This is a genomic window from Streptomyces dangxiongensis (assembly GCF_003675325.1).
GTDB classification, from domain to species: Bacteria; Actinomycetota; Actinomycetes; order Streptomycetales; family Streptomycetaceae; genus Streptomyces; species Streptomyces dangxiongensis.
The window spans coordinates 3,775,761-3,792,864 of sequence record NZ_CP033073.1; the positions used below are offsets into that span (position 1 = coordinate 3,775,761).

18 protein-coding genes and 1 pseudogene are annotated in these 17,104 nt (G+C 73.1%); 6 read left to right on the top strand and 13 right to left on the bottom strand.

Annotation, left to right across the window (positions count from 1 at the left end):
* Positions 1-117: 117 nt before the first annotated feature.
* The 5 genes and pseudogenes from D9753_RS16820 to D9753_RS16840 all read right to left on the bottom strand — a co-directional run bounded on the left by D9753_RS16820 (position 118) and on the right by D9753_RS16840 (position 3,609).
* Positions 118-1,161 carry a CU044_5270 family protein gene (locus tag D9753_RS16820; RefSeq protein ID WP_205614175.1) on the bottom strand — a complete coding sequence of 348 codons (1,044 nt, stop codon included), beginning with the start codon at positions 1,159-1,161 and terminating at the stop codon, positions 118-120.
* Positions 1,158-1,780, bottom strand: a pseudogene (locus tag D9753_RS16825) (RNA polymerase sigma factor). Before D9753_RS16825 ends, D9753_RS16820 begins: the two are co-directional and overlap by 4 nt.
* 187 nt (positions 1,781-1,967) lie before the next feature.
* The gene (locus D9753_RS16830) at positions 1,968-2,372 is read right to left on the bottom strand and encodes a hypothetical protein (RefSeq protein WP_121787755.1); all 405 of its coding nucleotides are present in this window, start codon (positions 2,370-2,372) and stop codon (positions 1,968-1,970) included.
* Complete coding sequence (locus D9753_RS16835; protein WP_121787756.1) at positions 2,369-3,028, bottom strand: hypothetical protein; 660 nt, start codon at positions 3,026-3,028, stop codon at positions 2,369-2,371. Before D9753_RS16835 ends, D9753_RS16830 begins: the two co-directional genes overlap by 4 nt.
* Positions 3,019-3,609 (bottom strand): RNA polymerase sigma factor, encoded by a 591-nt coding sequence (locus tag D9753_RS16840; RefSeq protein WP_205614176.1) that lies wholly within the window; start codon positions 3,607-3,609, stop codon positions 3,019-3,021. The genes D9753_RS16835 and D9753_RS16840 overlap by 10 nt, the downstream gene beginning before the upstream one ends.
* A 155-nt stretch (positions 3,610-3,764) precedes the next feature.
* Here D9753_RS16840 and D9753_RS16845 point away from each other — a divergent pair, with 155 nt between their 5' ends.
* The 5 genes from D9753_RS16845 to D9753_RS16865 all read left to right on the top strand — a co-directional run bounded on the left by D9753_RS16845 (position 3,765) and on the right by D9753_RS16865 (position 6,269).
* Positions 3,765-4,253: an Asp23/Gls24 family envelope stress response protein gene (locus D9753_RS16845; protein ID WP_121791110.1), complete on the top strand. Its 489-nt coding sequence runs from the start codon at positions 3,765-3,767 to the stop codon at positions 4,251-4,253.
* Between the two features lie 73 nt (positions 4,254-4,326).
* A complete protein-coding gene (locus tag D9753_RS16850; protein WP_163010548.1) occupies positions 4,327-4,497 on the top strand; it encodes a hypothetical protein in 171 nt (56 codons plus the stop codon).
* A 102-nt stretch (positions 4,498-4,599) separates the two neighbouring features.
* Positions 4,600-4,902, top strand: a complete 303-nt coding sequence (locus tag D9753_RS16855) for an Asp23/Gls24 family envelope stress response protein (protein WP_240468193.1) — start codon at positions 4,600-4,602, stop codon at positions 4,900-4,902.
* Between the two features lie 52 nt (positions 4,903-4,954).
* Positions 4,955-5,632, top strand: coding sequence for a DUF6286 domain-containing protein (locus D9753_RS16860; protein ID WP_240468194.1), 678 nt, complete (start codon positions 4,955-4,957; stop codon positions 5,630-5,632).
* A gap of 28 nt (positions 5,633-5,660) precedes the next feature.
* Positions 5,661-6,269 carry an alkaline shock response membrane anchor protein AmaP gene (locus D9753_RS16865; protein WP_121787759.1) on the top strand — a complete coding sequence of 203 codons (609 nt, stop codon included), beginning with the start codon at positions 5,661-5,663 and terminating at the stop codon, positions 6,267-6,269.
* 37 nt (positions 6,270-6,306) lie between these two features.
* Here the strand turns inward: D9753_RS16865 and D9753_RS16870 are convergent, their stop codons facing one another.
* The 7 genes from D9753_RS16870 to D9753_RS16900 form a co-directional block, all read right to left on the bottom strand.
* Positions 6,307-8,985 (bottom strand): type 1 periplasmic-binding domain-containing protein, encoded by a 2,679-nt coding sequence (locus D9753_RS16870; RefSeq protein WP_121787760.1) that lies wholly within the window; start codon positions 8,983-8,985, stop codon positions 6,307-6,309.
* A 237-nt stretch (positions 8,986-9,222) separates the two neighbouring features.
* Entirely contained in the window at positions 9,223-9,651 is a 429-nt protein-coding gene (locus D9753_RS16875) for a Pycsar system effector family protein (protein WP_163010719.1), read from the bottom strand.
* A 134-nt stretch (positions 9,652-9,785) separates the two neighbouring features.
* A complete protein-coding gene (locus D9753_RS16880) occupies positions 9,786-10,700 on the bottom strand; it encodes a hypothetical protein (RefSeq protein ID WP_205614177.1) in 915 nt (304 codons plus the stop codon).
* Positions 10,697-13,129 carry a hypothetical protein gene (locus D9753_RS16885; RefSeq protein WP_205614178.1) on the bottom strand — a complete coding sequence of 811 codons (2,433 nt, stop codon included), beginning with the start codon at positions 13,127-13,129 and terminating at the stop codon, positions 10,697-10,699. Before D9753_RS16885 ends, D9753_RS16880 begins: the two co-directional genes overlap by 4 nt.
* On the bottom strand, positions 13,126-14,061 hold the full coding sequence (locus D9753_RS16890) for a hypothetical protein (RefSeq protein WP_121787762.1): 936 nt from the start codon (positions 14,059-14,061) through the stop codon (positions 13,126-13,128). The genes D9753_RS16885 and D9753_RS16890 overlap by 4 nt, the downstream gene beginning before the upstream one ends.
* Positions 14,062-14,188: 127 nt before the next feature.
* Entirely contained in the window at positions 14,189-14,869 is a 681-nt protein-coding gene (locus D9753_RS16895; RefSeq protein ID WP_121787763.1) for a Crp/Fnr family transcriptional regulator, read from the bottom strand.
* 48 nt (positions 14,870-14,917) lie between these two features.
* The gene (locus tag D9753_RS16900) at positions 14,918-15,397 is read right to left on the bottom strand and encodes a MarR family winged helix-turn-helix transcriptional regulator (protein WP_338057981.1); all 480 of its coding nucleotides are present in this window, start codon (positions 15,395-15,397) and stop codon (positions 14,918-14,920) included.
* 151 nt (positions 15,398-15,548) lie between these two features.
* Between D9753_RS16900 and D9753_RS16905 the strand changes: the two genes are divergently transcribed.
* Positions 15,549-16,022, top strand: a complete 474-nt coding sequence (locus D9753_RS16905) for an SgcJ/EcaC family oxidoreductase (protein WP_240468195.1) — start codon at positions 15,549-15,551, stop codon at positions 16,020-16,022.
* A gap of 99 nt (positions 16,023-16,121) precedes the next feature.
* Here D9753_RS16905 and D9753_RS16910 read toward each other — a convergent pair whose 3' ends face one another.
* Complete coding sequence (locus D9753_RS16910) at positions 16,122-16,883, bottom strand: phytanoyl-CoA dioxygenase family protein (RefSeq protein ID WP_121787765.1); 762 nt, start codon at positions 16,881-16,883, stop codon at positions 16,122-16,124.
* Between the last annotated feature and the right edge of the window lie 221 nt (positions 16,884-17,104).

Here is a 17,104-nt window from a genome sequence, read left to right on the forward strand (position 1 = left end):
TACTGCCGCTCCTCGGCCGAGTGCTGAGTGATCGGCGTTGCCTTCTCGGACGACCGGCCGGCCTCCCGGCCTGGGCACCGGCGCGGTGGCCGTCGCCGACCCGCTGCGCGGCCGGTGTCAGCCGTCGGTCCTGGCGGGCTCCTCGCCGTGCCGATCGACGACCGCGCGCTCCATGACGGCGTCGATGCCGTAGAGCGTGTCGGTCGTGATCCCCCTGGCCTTGTCCTTGGTCATGTACGACCGCGAGCCGAGGTAGGTCAGGGTGTCCCTGTCGAAGATCCACTCATCCCGGGTCGCGGAACCGGCGTCCTCACGGGTGATGCCGATGCCGTGGCGGCCGGCGGCGTCGACGGCGTCGGGGCTCTCGGTCACTCCGGGAATCCTCTCGACGGCCTTGTAGAGGGCGGAGGCGGTCGCGGGCGGCATGATCGTCGATCGCAGCAGGTCGCCGACCGTACCGAAGACGGCCTGGTCCCTCGACTCGCCCTCCACCACCTTGGTCCGGGAGTAGAGCAGCTCGAGCAGGGCGCCGGGGTCGGTGGGCAGCGAGGCCAGCCACTTGTAGGTGGGGCGGTCGATGCCCACCCGGACGGGGTCGGTGGATTCGATGGGCACCTCCTCACCGGGCATGACGGCGTCCTCGCCGGTTTCACGGAGCCAGCCGGTCCTGGTGACGGGGCCGGGGGTCTGCGCGGTCCACACTTCCGACCTGTGCAGTGCGCCGAGCTTCACCGGGCCGTCGAAGTGGCCCTTGTTGCCGCGGGTCAGGCTCTCGACGTACACGAACTGGCCGTCCCCGACCGCTGTCACGTCGGTTTTCATGGCGGCGGCGGCGATCCGGTCGAGGGTGACGATCGCGGTGGTGGCCTTGGCGGGGGCGGTGGAGGAGCCGGCCGCCGGGGGAGAGCCGTGGCCGCCGCCGGAGAGCGTGGTCACCAGTGCCCCGGCGAGTGCCATCGACGCGACGGGCAACACCAGGGCCGGGCGCAGGCGTCGGCGGCGGGGTGCCGGAGCGGAGGCGGTGCGGTTGTCGATCTGCTGCATCAGGACTTCCTTGTGATGGAGATGACGGCTCGGCGAGAGGTCCCATCCGGCCGATGCCAGCAGTTCCTCCGCCTCACTCCGGGCGGAGCCGGCGTGGGGCGGGTTATCGGCGTTCATCGGGTTTCCTCCTGCAGAAACAGGGCCGCGAACGCGGCTTCACTCTCCATCTCTCCGCGGGCGCCCGGCGGTTCCGCTCTCAGGGCGCGGAGTCGGCCGGAGCTGATCCGGGCCAGTCGCGCCCGGGCACGCGAGAGCCGCGAGCGCACGGTGCCGACCGGGATGCCGAGTGCCTCGGCGGCCTGCTGGTAGTCCAGCCCCGACCCCCACGCACAGGGCGAGCACCTCGCGGTCCTGGCGCCGCAGTTGGCGCAGGGCGTCGTGGACCGCCGCGAGACGGTGGGCGTCGTCGATCCGGCCGGCCGTCTCGTCCGCGAAGTCCTCGACCGGACGGGGTTCGGGGCTGCGTGCCAGGAAGGCGAGCCGTCGGCGCAGACCGCGGTTGGCGTTGTGTGCCTTGTGCGTGGCGATGCCGAGCAGCCACGGTTTGAGCGAGCCGCCTTCCGGTTCCACCGATTCGCGGGTGCGCCAGGCGGCGAGGAAGGTCTCGGACATCGCCTCCTCGGCCTCCGACCAGTTGCCGGTCAGCCGCAGGGCATGGCTGTAGACCGCCCGGCGCGTACTGGTCGTACAGGTCGGCGAACGCCGCACGATCCCCTGCCCGTATGCGCGCGCGCAACGACTCCGCTGGTTCTGTATGGCTCACACTCTTTACTCCCCGCCGCCCCGGCCCGGTTCCTGTGGCGCGCGCCACACCGCCGGGGGCTTCCGGGACCGCCCGTGGGCGTCAGGGGATCACGCCATGGGCCGGGCTCGCCGCAGGACCCGTCAGGGGAAGATCGCGACGGGAGACGGTACGGGTTCCTTCACGGACCCGGTGACGCGCGGCCCGGCTCGGGCCCCGCCGTGCCGGGTGCGATGCGGGTCACGGTGACCTCGACGGTGACCGGGGCCACGGCGTCGAGGGTGGCGAGGTGGGAGATGACGGCGGCCCCGACCCGGTCGTGGACGTTCTGGGCGATGTCCAGTGCCCGCCGGCCCTCGGCCAGGGCGCAGCGCACCTCGATGTGCCATCCCGAACCGTCCGGCGCCCGGTCGACGCGGATACCCGCCTCGGGGGATGTGCGGTAGGGCGCCGCGTCCGTCAGGGTGGGCGCGGCGGCTGCCGCGAGGCGGCGGGAGAGGCGCGGGTGCAGGCCCGTCACGCCGGGAACCGCGAGGGCCGCCTCGGCCGCGACGCCGAGGAGGGTGGTCGTGCGGAGGACGGTCATGACGGACCACCGCCGGGCGGGAGGAGCGGCTCCGGTTCCAGGACGTCGGCCACGGTGATGTCCACGGCCGTCAAGGCGAGACCCAGGTCCTGTGCGGCGGAGTGGAGGACCGTTCGGCGTACCTGGTGGACCCGGTCGGGCAGCGGGCCGTCGAGAACGGCGGCCAGGGTCATGGTCACCCGTACGTCGGCGCCTTCGCCCTCGGGTGCGAGCCGGCAGGTCGCGGCCCTGACGCCGGGGACCGTGTCCGCGGCCTGCCGCAGCACCCTCGCCGCGGCGCTCTCGCAGATGCGCAGGGCCCGGTCCGGGTCGGCCAGGGGCAGCAGCCGCCCGAGCCGTACCTCTGCTCTGACGATGTTCATGACGCGGTCGGCGAGTGTGTGGAGGCCGGGGACCTCGGCGCGCAGCGCCCGGGTGGCCGCGTTCACCGTGGCCAGCCCCTCGGCGGCCTCACGGCAGTGGGGGCAGGAGACGGTGTGCGGGTCCTCGGCCGGCGCCGCGTCGCGGGCCTGTTCCCAGACCCGGCTGAGCAGCCGGCCGCAGGGCAGTACCTCGTCACCCGCGAACGGGGGAACGCCGGCGGCGGCCGGGCCGGTACGGGACCCGTCGGCTCCGGGGGGTTCGCAAGGCCGCGGGTGCGGGTCGTCTAGCGCCATGGGCCCATCGCCTCCTGCAGGGATCGGCGTGCCCTGAACAGTCTGCCGCGCACCGTCTGTTCGCTGGTCCGCGTCACGTGGGCGATCTCCTTGTAGGGCAGGCCCTGCACTTCTCTCAGGATCCAGCAGAGCCGCTGCCCGGCGTCCAGTTCGGCGAGCGCGTGGCACAGGGCGGCGGTGGCCGCTTCCTGCTCGGCGGACCGGGCGGGCTGGCTCCAGGCGTCCCCCGCCGCGGGCTCGACGACGGTCTCCAGGGAGAGGGGCGGCGGCCGGCGCCGGCGCATGGTCAGGCAGCGGTTGACGGTGATCCGGTACATCCAGGTGCGGAACTCCGCGCTGTGGCGGTACTCCGGCAGCCGCCGCCACGCGCTGACGAAGGCGTCCTGGACCGCCTCCTCGGCGTCCTGGGGGTTGCCGAGCATGCAGCGGGCCAGGGCGAGGAGGGCCCCGCCGTGCCGCTGGACGAGTACGGCGAAGGAGTCCTCGTCCCCCTCGGCCGCCCGTACGGCCAGCAGCCGGTCCGGCAGGTCGCGCCCCAAGAGGCCGGGATCCGGCGATGGGGATACAGCGCGTTCGATCATGGCGCCCCCACACAAGGCTCGGACCGGTCGAGTACCCGGAAGGCCACCTGTGATGCACGTCACATTCGATGGGCGTGAGGAAGCCGCGGCCGGGCATGTCCAACTGTTCGACGGGTGCCGCACCGGTGCCCGACCTACCGATCGAGGCGACCGCCATGACGGAGAACATCACCAGCGTCGGCGGGGGCAACCGGCCGGATGCGGACGTGAGTGCGCTGAAGGGCCGTACGGGGGCCGGGGCCCCGGCCGAGACACGGGGGAGGACCACCATCGCGGACGGCGTGGTGGCCAAGATCGCGGGCATGGCCGCCCGCGAGGTGCCGGGCATCTTCAACCTGGGAGCGGGGATGTCCCGCGCCTTCGGCGCCATGCGCGAACGCGTCCCCGGCGGAGGCGGAGGCGCGGCCGTCACGCGCGGGGTGAAGGTCGAGGTCGGCGAGCGTCAGGCCGCGGTGGACCTGGACGTCGTCGTCGAGTACGGCGTCTCCATCGTGGACGTCGCGGGCGGCGTACGCACCAATGTCATCGGCGCCGTGGAGCGGATGACGGGGCTGGAGGTCGTCGAGGTGAACATCGCCGTCGACGACGTCCATCTCCCGGACGAGGAGGAGGCGGCCGAACCGGAGGAGGGTCGCGTCAGGTGATCCACCACCGCGCCCCGTGCGGGCGCGGGTGATCGCGCGGACGGCGACGTACGTCCGCGAGACGGGTGAGTGCATGATGAACGCAGGAACGACGGGCCTCGCGGCCGGCATGGCCCTGGGCTTCGCCGGTTACTTCGGTGGCTTCTGGGCATTTCTGCTGGTCCTCGTCCTGGGGGCGGCGGGGCTGATCGTCGGCCTCGTCGTGCAGGGCGACCTGGACCTCCGGCCACGGAGGCAGCGGTGAGGACCCACCCCCAATTCCCCCGGCGAGGGGTCCGACCCACGGGCGCGGGCCGCCGGCCTGCCGCCCCCCGCCGAGCGGGGCGCCACCGTCATCCCGGACCGGGTGGTCGCCCGTATAGCCGCCCAGGCCGCACGTACGGCGCAGTCCCGGCGCGCCGCCGTACCGCCCGACCGGGACAGCCCGGAGGCGCCCAGCGCCTCGGCCGCCGTCCGCACCGGTTCGGTACGCCTGCACCTGACCATGGATCTGCCCTACCCCACCGACATCCCCCGGGCGTGCGAGCAAATCCAGCGGGACGTCGCCGAGAAAGTGGCCCAGTTGACCGGCCTGGACGTGGGAGAGGTCGTCCTCACCGTCCGGCGGCTGCTGACCGCCGCCGACACGAGCCGGGGGCGGGTCCGGTGAGCGGCCACGCGGCCCGCCGCACCGGGCACGCCGTGGTGGAAGGGGCCCCGCGATGACCTCCGCCTCCGGCCCTCCCGGCCGCGACTCCACGCCGTCCGCCGCGGTGCCGCTGACGAAGGAGCCCGGACCACCCGAACGCGACGTGTCCGGGCCGGACCCCACGTCCGGTCGGCGCGACGCGGGGCACCGGTCCCACCGGCCGTGGTCCGCGCGCCGTATTCCGGCCGCGCTGGTCGCCTCGGTGATCCTCGTGGCGGCGGTCGCGGCGCTGATCGACGTCATCGCCGTACGAGCGGGACGCCCGGCGGCGGCCTGGCGGCGGCACCTGGCGGCCGAACTGGCCACCCGCTCCGTGGACGACGTGTGGATGCTGACGGGAGCCGCCGTGGCCGCCGCCGTCGGCGTCTGGCTGATCGTCCTCGCCCTCACCCCCGGGCTGCGTCGCTGGCTGCCCCAGCGCTCCCCCGCCGAGTGCCCGCGGCTGCGGGCCTCCCTGGACCGCGACGGCGCCGCCGGCCTGCTGCGTGACGCCGCGCTGCGGGTCCCCGGAGTCGGCGCGGCGCGCGTCCGGGTACGCCGTCACCGCATCAGAGCGCGCGCCGAGGTCCGCTTCCGCGACCCCCGGCAGGTGAAGGACGACCTCACCGCCGTCCTCGACGAGGAACGCGACCGGCTGGCCCTCGCCCGTCCCGCGCGCATCGTCGTACGGGTGCGGCGACGCACCGACTGACCGACAACCGCAGCACCGGGAGTCCGCCATGGCGTCGCGATCCGCACGCAACCGCACTCTGCTGGCCCTCGCCGGACTGGTCCTGCTCGGCGGTGGGCTGCTGGTCCTCTTCGCCGGGCTCGACCTCTACCGGCGACGCGATCTGGTCCCGCCCACGGGCTGGCCCCTGACCACCCGGCACGACGTCCTGCTCGGCTCCGCCGACCGGGTCCGCTGGAGCGGCCAGGGCTGGTGGTGGTGGGCCGCCGTCATCGCCGCGCTCGTCCTCGTCGCCGCGCTCGCCCTGTGGTGGCTGCTCGCCCAACTGGGCCGGCGCCGCCCCGGAGCGCTGTCCGTCGGCGGCACACCACCGCAGGAGGGCGTCGAACTGCGCGACCACGCCCTCAGCGACGCGATCGCGACCGAAGCCGGGGCCCTGCCGGGGGTCGAGCACGCGGCCGTACGCATCACCGGCCGGCCCGCCCGCACCCGCACCCACGTCAGGCTCACCCTCACCCCCGATGGCGCGCCCGGCGCCACCCTCGGTGCCCTCTGCGAAGGCCCGCTCCGCACCGCTCGCCGGTCCACCGGCCGCCCCGACATGCCCACCGTGGTCCGCCTCCAGGTCGCCCGCCACACACCACACCGCGTGGAGTGAGGAGGGGACGGGCCGTTCGGTCCCGGCGTGCGGGTGATCAGCCCGCGCAGGGCGGGCCCTGGGCCTCGCTCGACCGGTGCTGGTCATAGGCGCCGCAGGCGAGGACCGCCTTCGGTCTGTCTCCCGTCTGGCGCAGCAGGACCAGGGTCTTGTCGCGGGGCGGGGCGTTGGCGCCGTCGTAGGAGACGTATCCGGTGGCCCCGTTGAAGGCGATCCCGGCTTGGAGGACCAGCAGGACGGATTTGCGCTCGATGTCCGGGTCGGCCAGTCCGGCCTGGCGCACCGCCTGGGACAGGACGTGGAAGGCGTCGTACGAGACCGCGGAGTGGCCGTCCTGCCGCCAGGGATCGGTGCCCGCGGTGGTGGCCTTCACGAAGGCGTCGTAGTCGGCCACGAACTGTCGGGTCCTGTCGCTCGCGCCCGGATCGTCGGTCGGCAGCCGGTGCGCGGAGTAGTACAGGCGCAGCCAGTCCTTGTTGGCGAAGGCGCCGGTCTGCGCCACGTTGGTCAGCTCGTTGCCGCCGAGGACCGTCACGTCGCGCGAGGTGCACGTCCCGGCGGTGTCCATGGAGTTGATGAGGGCGGTGAAGTCCTTGGCCCGCGCCGACCAGTACACCACCGAGTCCGGTTCGTCCTCCAGCGCGTCGCACAGCGCCCGTGCCAGTGAGGCGGCGCCGTGCTCGCTGACGGCGCCGCTCAGCGGTGTGGAGCCGAACCTGCCCTCCTGGTCGAAGTCGAACACCTGGTGCGTGCCGTCGAAGTCGCCGACGAACCGGCGGGCCAGGCTGTGGCTGTACAGGTCCGCGGAGCTCTCGATCACGATCGCATGCTCGGCCGGGACGCAGCGGTCCTCGAAGCCGGGCTCCGCCACGATGTTCTCCGTGCGCGCGAAGTCCGCCTCGATCCGTGCCTCGCGGGAATTGAACGGCGTGGACGGCCAGTAGGTCAGTGCGGCGGAGCCGGTGAGCATCTCGTCGGCGGTCGCGGTGGTGCCGATCGTGGGGATGCCCGCATCGCCGAGGTCCTGGAGGGCCGCCTGGGTCTCGGTGCGGCTCTGCGCGAAACCCAGCACGCCGACGACCCGGTCGGACGCCGGGACGCTCTTCTCGTCGGCCACCTCCGCGACGAGCTTGTCCGCCTCCCTCTCGGCGTCGTGGAAGGCGACTCCCGCCTCGCGTACGTCCACGCGCAGGGGTATCAGGGAGTCGTCGGCGGCGGCCTCACGGATCAGCCGCTCCTGCCACATCGCGATGCCGCGCAGCTCCGGGATCGTCCCGTCGAAGCGCGTCTCGTCGTCGGTCGTCGGCGGATCGGACACGAAGGCGACGACCGTCCGCACCCTACGGCCCTGGGCGGCGTACTGCTCGACCCGTGCGTTCTGCTGGTCGATGGTCCGCACGGCCGCCTCGTACCAGGCGGTGGCCTGCACCGGTACCGGCTCGGTGGGAGCGGACTCCGCCACGGATCCGGTGCCGCCGAGGCAGTCGCGCGGCGGGGGGAAGACGACCGGCCGGAGCAGCAGTCCCGTTGTGAGCAGGGCGAGCGTGGTCACTCCGCTCACGATCGTGGCGGGGACGTACCGGCTGAACCTGAAGGTCTTCGGATCGACGGGCAGAACGGGCACGCCGCGCGCCGCCAGATCGGCTCCGGAGACGGTGACCAGGACGGGCGGTTCGCCGGCGGTGCCGTCGGCGGCGAGGTGCACACTCGCTTCCGGGAACGTGCTCTCGGCCGGATCGCCCAGCTCCCGCAGCAGGGCGTCGGACGGGACGCCCACGGCGACGACGAGCGGGCCCGGCGGCCCGGCGGTGGCCCGGGCTCGGCGCAGGGAACGCAGGAAGCGCTCCGCGGCGCGGGCCCCCGGCTCTCCTGCCGGGGGTAGCTCCAGGAAGAGGACCGGGCGGCTGGTTCTGCGGCGCCGGCCGGGCAGGACGCGGCCGATCGCGGGCCGGCGCAGGTCTTCCAGCAGGGCGCGCAGCAGGAGCCAGTCGAACTCCTGGAGCGTCTCCTCGTGGGCCGCGTCGTCCACGAGCTGGACGGAGCGCTCGGCGGCCAGGTGGTCCATCACGCGGAAGAGGTTGTTGCTGCCCTGGGCCACCGGTTCCGCGCCGAGCCAGGCCCGCATCACCTTGCGGGAGATGTGACGGGCCCAGATCCGTCGCGGAAGTAGCTGGACGAACGACAGCCAGCTCAGACCGGCCAGGAATCCGGCGAGCCCGTCGAGAGCCGGGCCCTCCATCCTGGTGAAGGCCAACGCGCCGCCGCGATGGGCCCGCCGCTCACCGGCGTGGGCCCGCAGCTCCGCTTCCTGGTTGCCGTTGTCCGCCCACTCCTGCGGGTGCGACCTGATGTACCCCACCAGGTCGCACATGACGTGGAAGTGCGGGAAGCGGTCGGGAGTCATGTGCTGGGGAGCGCTGCGGGACAACTGCGTTCCGGCGCCGGCGGAGAGCAGCCGGGCGTCGGCTCCCTCTCCGGTCCCGGCCGGCAGGTGGGCGAACGGCACCCGCTGCCGCAGGGCTCCGGCCAGGGCGGCGACGACACGGTCCACGCCGGTCCGGTACGACGCGCGCGGAACGCGCAGGAGGAACAACGGCGGACTGGTCGCCAGCTTCGCCCGGTTCTCGTACGTGGGGGCCACGGTCACCCGGAACTCCCGCACGAAGACGGTGGCTTGCTCGTTGGGGAATCCGGGGTCGCCAAGAGGTGTGGTCATGTGGAACTTCCCCCAAGTTCGACCTGAACGACTTACGCCGGGAATCGGCACCGGCTCCTGACCGACTCTGGCGCCCACATGCGGAGTCAGGGGGGCAGCGAGTGACAGGAGGAAGCCGAGAAGCGGAAGTCGGAGGATACCTTCCGTGTGGCAGGCGTCACAACGGGTGGTCGGAAGCGTTCCGACGGACCGCGCATGCGCCCTCTGCTCCGTCCCCGTGCGCCCCCTCCGCCCCGGTCATGCGGTGTACAGGGCGGCGGCGAACTGCGGGAGCGCGGCGACCAGCAGGAACGTGCCCCGTTCCACCCAGCGGTACTTCTTGCGGATGATGTCGCTGGTGACCAGCAGCGAGGCCAGCAGCGGGCCGGCGGGATCGCGCGAGGCACGTTCGAAGGCCCGGCTCAGCCTCTGGCTGCCCATCCCCGCCGTGATGTGTCCGAAGTAGGCGGGGCCGGCGGCGTCGTACCGGCTGTCGGTCCGGTGACGCGGCATGATGGCGCACACGAAGCAGAGGACGGCCAGGAGTGAGGTGACGACCGCGCTCCACCGCAGGATCGCGGGGCTCGGGGAGACCCCGACGAAGGCGCCGAGCACGGCTCCTGTGACCCCGAGCAGGACGGCGGCCTTGGTGTCCGCCCGCCCGATCTCCGTTCGGTTCGCCGTCATGAACCGCTCCATCGCCGCCACGGTCTCCGGGCCGCCGGCGTCCGGGACGCGCACACCGGTCCGGCGGTGCCGGTGCCGGATCGTCCGGTGCAGTTGTCGATGACGGTACGGCGAAGGGGGGGCGGCGGCGCCCGTCACAGCGTCCTCCCGTCCGCCGCCCCGTCCAGCCCGCCGTCGTAGGTCCACGTGTCCCGCTGTTCGGGAACGCGCCGTCCGAGTGCGTGCAGGCGGTCACGCAGCAACTCGGACAGTTCCTGGCGCTCCTCGTCGGAGAGCTTGCCCAGCAGGCCGGCCACCTCGTCCTGCCACGTGGTCTCCTGCCGGATCAGGTTCTGGTGGCGCACGGACCAGTCCAGTACCTGGCTGACCTGGTCGGGGTGCCTGAGGAGCCACAGCGCCGCGAGGGAGACCGGCCCGTCGCGCACGGTCCGGAGGCAGAACTGGTACTCCTCCCGGCGGTCGGCGGTCCAGGCGAAGGGTGCCTCGGAGGTGGCCGCCCTGCCCAGCCGCAGTTCGCCTTCGGTGTCCCGGGCCTGGACGTCCGTGACGCGGTAGGTGAGGCCGGTGCCGTCGAGTACGTTCGGCGCTGCGAGGCACTGCAGCATCGCCGAAGCGCTGAGCGCCTGGCCGTCGGCCTCGCAGTTGTCCGCCAGGTCGTACAGGCGCCGGCTGAGGTCTCTGCGTACGGCGTCCCAGCCGTCCGTCGTCCGGGTCCGTACGACCTGCGCGGGATCGTGTGCCCACCACAGCAGGCGCACGTCCACCGGTTCGGTGCCGTACGGAGTCGCCAGGGCGACGGGCTGGGCCGCCGGCCGCTCCGCCAGATCCACGTGGAAGGCGCTGTCGTACCCGCCGAAGAGACTCGGTGCCGGGACGTCGTCCACCGTTCCCGTGCCGGGCCCGCCGGAGCTCAGGACGTGATGGGCCCCGTTCACGGCCACGAGGACCAGGGCCCGGTCCCGGCGTCCGGACCAGCGCTGCCGGAGGATCTCCCGCCAGGGAGCGTGCGGCGCCCGGGTGCACAGGGGGTGGTTCTTCTCGATGGTCACGGTGTCCTCCCGTACGGTCGCGTGGGGCGGTGCGCGGGCCCCGGGAACGACGCCGGCGGCTCACCGTCGCGCCAGGCGCGCAGTGCCCGGCGCGCGATGCGCTGTCCGGCGATGCCGGGATCCGCGTCCCGGTCGATCATGACGAAGAGGCGCAGGACACCATGGCGCACGTCCTGGGCGAGCGCCGTCAGAAGCGTCTCCACGGCCGTCCTCTGCCGGTCGTCCCAGGCGGCCCCCCGGCACCACAGGAGCAGGGCCCGACACATCGGGTCGGACAGTTCGTGGTCGTTGATGACCCGCCGGGTCAGACCCACCACGAGGCCGGCGAACTCACCGTCGTCCAGGAGCTGGTCCCGGCACCAGGTGCCCGACGCCAACAGGTGGGGGAAGACCTCCAGCGGAAGGCGGGCGACACCACTGCCCCCGGTCTCGGCCCACGCGATGAGGTGCCCGAAGACCGTGGGCTGGTTGCCCGTCGCGAAGAGGTTCACCAGGGCGCGTCGGACCACCTTCGCGACCGTCGTCTCCTGCCGGTCCCCCTCGCCCCGGAAGACGTTGCGCAGCAGCCGCATCGCCTGATCCGGCCGGGCCGCGCCGAAGCCCGTCCCGCACGCGTGCGCGACCGTCCAGCGGACCTGCCAGCTCGACTGGACGCTCCACTGGGCGAGGCGATACTTGACCTCGCCGGCGAGGACGGGATCCTCGGCGGCCACGCCCAGCGCGTACGCGGCGACGGCCCTGCCGGTGGCGCGGTCGGACCCGGCCAGTTCGCGGATGTGCAGCAGAGCCCTGCGCCCGCCGCCCCACCGGGCCGCCATGCCCATGACCCGGCCGACCGGCTGGGTCAGGTCGCTCTCGCCGTTGACCTCGCCCATCCAGCTCGTCAGGAGCCCGGAGAGCCGGCCGTACTCCCGCCATACGTGCCGCAGCACCGCCTCCCCCTGCCGATGGCGGGTGAACCTCACCGGTTCCACCACGTAGGTGTAGCCGTGCGTCGAGTGGTACTCCTTGGCCCCGTACTCCGCCCGCACCGTGTGCAGCAGGTCGTCCAACGAGCGCCGGAAGACGAACCGTGGGTTGGGCACCGGCCTCCGCGGGCTTCCGGGCCCGTCGGGCCCCGGCACTCCCTGCTGCCCGGCTTCCCCGCCCGCGCCCGCGTTCGTGCCCGCGCCGGTGCCGGTGCCGGGCCGGTCACCGGTGCCCTGCGGCAGGACCGAGTGCAGCCGGCCGTCGGCCAGGTCGACGAGGCGCTCCGCCTGTTCACGCACGATGCGGTGATCGAGGCCCTCGAAGACGCAGGTCGCCAGGAGGAAGGCGAGGCCGTCGGGGTCGTCGCGAAGGCTTCGCAGGAGGTCGGGGACCTCCTCCTCCGCGAGGTAGCTCAGCCGGTCACGGATGTCGCCGGCCGTCGTGCCCCCGTCGGTGGTCCCGACGACCGCGTCCACCAGTTCGCGGACCTGCGCGGGCATCAGCCGGCCCGCGAGCAGTTCGTCCAGCAGGCCGGGCTCCAGGTTCGCGAGCAGTCGGGCCCGCTCCGTCCGGTTCGGCACCTCGGCCTCGAGACGCGCCTCGAACACCGCCCGCGGCGGAGGCGGCGTGCATCGCACAGGCGTGACGTGGAGGTCACGCGTCAGGCTTCGGACGACGACCGGGTCGTCGGGCAGCACGATCACCATGCGTGCGTCGGCGTCGTTCAGCAGACGCCGCAGGTTGCCGACCGTCCCGGGCTTCAGCGGACGGGCGGGGAACAGGCCGTCCACCAGGTACCCACGGGTGCCGGTGTCGGTGGGGTGCCAGGCCGCGAGGTCCTCGTCGCTGTCGACGGCCCGCAGGCTCATGGTGTGTCCCGTGTGGCGGTGGAGCAGGTTGAGCGCGGCGGTCCGGCGGCCGGTTCCCGGCTCACCGGACAGGAACAGCACACGCCTGTCGAGTTCCGCCATGGCCGTGGGGAACCACTCGGGCTCGGCGAACCCGCTCACCGCGTCCATGATCTCCGTCGCCGAGACAGGACCCTCATGGGCCACGACCCGCGGGCCGCCGCCACCGGCGCCGGCCGCGCCCGCGCCGTTGGTCACGCGCTGTCCGCCGCGGACGGAACCGGAGTTGACGGTGCCGTACGGCGCGTGGATATACGTGATCTTCGCGCCGTCGGTGCCCGGCGCGCCGAGCGGCCCGTCTCCGAAGCCGTCTCCGAGGCCGTCACCGAGGCCGTCACCGAAGCCGTCACCGAAGCCGTCGTCGAAGCCGTCGTCGAGTGTCTCCTCGGCGGATCTCCCGTCGCCCGTGGAGTCCTGCCCGATGTCCGCCCGGTGGGTCGGTCCGCTGTCCGCCCCTCGGGTGGCTTCCGGTCCCGCGGCGGCCGTGGTCCCGGAGGAGGTGAGCGCGGGCCGCCGGCCGGGCGGGGCCGGCTCATCGGTGGCCGCGCTCACCGGTCGCCCTCGTGCTTGTCGCCGTGGACGGTGTCGCCCTGGTTGCCGTGGACCGTGCCCGCCTTGTTGCCCCGGACGTAGTCACCGCCGATGTGGTCGCGGCCCACGTCGAGGTTGCTGACGCTCTGACCGCCGTACACCGTGCCGCTGTTGACGATGCCGCGGTCCGCCCTGATCACCGACCGGGATGCCGCGGTCGTCTCCCGGCCGGCCGCCTGCTGCCGGGGGTCGCCGTCCGGCCGGCGCTTCTCCTGGTCGTCGATGACCTGATCGCCCAGCACACGACGGTCGTACAGACTGCCGGACGGCATGGGCACGTACAGCCAGGCCCGCTGGGCGAACGCTTTGCCCTCGACCGTCGCCGGCACCTCGATGAAGTGGTCCGGATGGCGTCCGGTGTACCCGCTCGCCACCACGTCCTGGTAACACCGGTCCGAGAGGATCGCCGCGACCTGCGTGACATTGGCGCTCGACGCCGCCAGTACGGCTTTGACGGGGCGGGAGTCGAGCAGCCGGTGGGTGTCGTTGCGCGGCGTGCCGTTGCCGTCGAACTCGTCGCCCGTGTCGGGCAGCGGTCCGATGTTGAGGCTGGCCCGCAGGCGGATGCGTACGACTCCGGCCGAGTGCAGGTTGAACTCCGTGAGCACGTCCTGGAGGACGGCCAGCCAAGGATGGACGACGAACGGCATGACCGCCGGCTCGAATCCGAACACGTACCCGTCACCCGTGGAGTCGGGGAACCGCCGGTCCCTCCACACCTCCGCGAGCCCGGCGCGTTCGAACGACGTCTCCAGGAGCTGGGGGACGGCCCGGCTGATCGGCCCGTGCTGCACGGCCGGGTATCCGGTGAAGTCCTTGGCGTCGACGGCCAGGATCCCGCGATAGGGAGGCAGCGGACGACTGTGCGTGTGGGGCTGGTCGATGTGCGACACGGGAACTCCTCGCGTGGGCCTTCGTACGTCGTGGACGACCTCGAGCCTGCCGGGAAGGAGGGTGACCGTGTGCCCGAGGAGTGCGGAAGCGGCGTGACGGACGCCACATCTACCACCGGCTGTTCCCCTACGCCTCCCGGTCGGCGGTGAGCCGCAGAGCCGGCAGGTCATCGACGATGATTCGCTTCCGTCCCACGCGGACACCACAGGGCGCCAGGTCGTTCAGGGCGGCGGTGACGGTGTTCCGGGACGTCCCCAGGTGCTGGGCCAGCTCGTGGCGGGTCAGCGCCAGCTCCACGGGGCCACCCGGGCCGTGGGCGGAGTGAGGGTTGCCCGAGATGTCGATCAGGTGCACCAGCGCGGCGGCCAGCCGGGTGCGGACGTCGCCGCCGCCCCGGGCCTCGTCCGACTCCCGCAATCGCGTGAGGGCGTACCGCACGAGCACGGGGAACAGGCCGTGCCTGCCGACGAACGCGAGGAACTCCGCCTTGCCCATGACGCCCACGACGCACCGGGAGATGGACTCGACGCTCGCCGAGCGGACACCGTCGTCCAACACGGCTACCTCCCCCAGCAGTTCACCGGGTCCGCGGAAGGCGAGGAGCGACAGGTCACCGTTCCGCTCCTGCCGGATGACCTTGGCCACGCCCGTCACGACGGCGAGCACGTGCGTACCGGGCTCGCCCTGCCGCAGCAGGACGCTGCCCGCCGGATGCCGTCGCTCGAAGGAACGCTCCACCATGTCGGCCCAGACCGCTTCCCCGGTGAAGTCACGGAGACTTCGCCGTGGGGGCTGATGCAGCGTCATGCCCCTCATGATGCTGCATCCCGGGGGCACATCGGCGATCGGCCGACCTCAGCGGCTCGGCTTCGTGTCGCGCAGTTCGTCCGTCGCGGCCTGATAGGCCCGGGTGGCGCGGGTGAAGTAGTCGAAGAGGGTGTCCAGTTGCTCCGGCGTGTAATCGGCGAGGATCTCTCCGACCTTCTGCCGCGCGGGCGTCATGACGCGGTCCAGGTCCGCCGGTTCGCCGGCCGGCCGCACGACGACCTTGCGCCGGTCCCCGGGGTCGGGTGCGCGGCGGGCGTAGCCGGCCTGCTCAAGCCTGTCGATCAACCGGGTCGTCGGGCCGGTCGTCAGGCCTGTGCGTTCGGCCAGTTCGCCGGGGGACATCGGTCCGGACAACTGGAGGATGTTCAGCGCGTACAGGTCGGTGGCACCCAGTTCGCACGCTCTGGCGCTCGCGTGGCCGTGGAGCATGACCGCGCTCAGGTAGCGCCGGTAGACCTGGCCGGCATCGGGGCGCATGGCATCGGGGCGCTTGGGCGGCGTTGACACGGTCTCTTCCTCTCCCTAATCTCTTCCTTGGCGCAGATACATCTTCTGAGCAGATATTCTCGGTGAAGTTATCACGGAGAGCAGGGAGAGCGTCGCCAGCGTTCCCGTGGGACCCGTCGTGGGGACCTTCCAGCGAACCGGAGGCAAAGAAGTGAACATCCGCACCCCTGCCGACCCCACCCGTGAGAGCGATGCGGCCGTGATCCGTGACCTCCTCGAAGAGAGCCGCGCGGCGTGGAACCGCGGTGACGGAACCGCGTACGGCCGGTGCTTCGCCCGGGACGCGTCCGACGTGACCTTCGCCGGCACCGTCTACCGCGGCGGCGGGGAGATCGGCCGCGCCCACCAGGCGCTGTTCACCGGATTCCTCAAGGGCACCGAGCTGACCCTCGACATCACCGACATCCGCTTCTACGGCCCCGACACCGCCGTCGTCGTCACCCGCGGTGATGTCGGCAAGGGCCGGCCCGGGCGGCTGGGCAAACTCGCCACCTACACGGTCGTCCGCGACCGCGACAGCGCGGGCGGGTGGCTGATCGCCGCCGTGCAGAAGACCCGGCACAAGCGCCTGATGGAGGCCCTGTCGTTCCGGCTCCAGCCCGCCACCCGGCCCGCCACCCGGTGAGGACGGGCCGCCGGAGGACGAGTGGCAGCCGCGGTGATCACGCCCCGGGCGCACATCACCGCGCTCGCCGTGGCGGGTGGCCGTCCCGCGTTCGCGCCCTCAGGCCCGGCGCAGGCCCGCCAGTACGGCCCGCTCCACGGGCGACGGCTCCGGGCCGTCGAGGTCCAGCAGGCCCGTCGGCTCCAGCGGCGGCTGAGCGAGAAGGCGCGGGGTGCTCCCGCCGTGCCGCTGGGCGGCGTGGATGAGGAACGGGTGGCACAGGAACACATCCCCGGCCCTTCCGGTGGCGGCCACCTCGCGGCGGCCCTCGGAGGCCGGAACGGCCTCCGCGCACAGCGGGAACCACGCCCGGCCCTCCTCGCCCGCGCCGGCCAGCCGCGGCGGCAGGTCCAGGTGTGAGCCGGCCCGGATGCGGGTGGGTGCGTCGTCCGGACCGACGTCGGAGAAGAGGAACAGCATCAGCAAGGCGCGTCCGCGTGAACGCAGGCTCACCCGGTACTCGCCCGTCTCCGAGGTCCAGCCCGCGTCCAGGTGCCAGCCGTCGTCACCGGGGTCCTTCTCACTCGGGAAGCGGAGCGGGAAGGTGCCCAGCCCGAGCGGAGCACGCCAGCGCCCCGCTCCCGCCAACTGGTCGTACGCCTCGTGCAGCGCCGGGCCGTTGGCCGCCTCGCGGAACGCCGCGGTGGCCATGGCGCCGATCCGCACGACCGGCTCGGTCCAGCTCCGGGGGTCGTCGGGTGAGCAGCCGCTCGCCGCCCACAGTTGCGCGCGGCACTCCTCCACCGTCGCCCTCGGGACGGCTCCCGGGACGCGGACGAAACCGTCCGCGACGAAGGACTCGATCTCGGCGTCGGTAAGCATCCGTATCCCCCATGGGCCTGGCTCGCCGGCTACCCGGGCAGCCTCACCGAGCGGCGGCACGACGGCAACCGCGTTTTCCCGCGGGCCGCGCGGCCCGTCGTGACGCTCGGCTCCTCGGCCCGGTGCGGCGGACCACGCGCCGTGGTCCGCCACCGGCTCCGCGTCGGGCACGCCGCGGCGGCCCTGGTCGAACGCGTCCGGAGCGCCGCCCCGGGAGACGG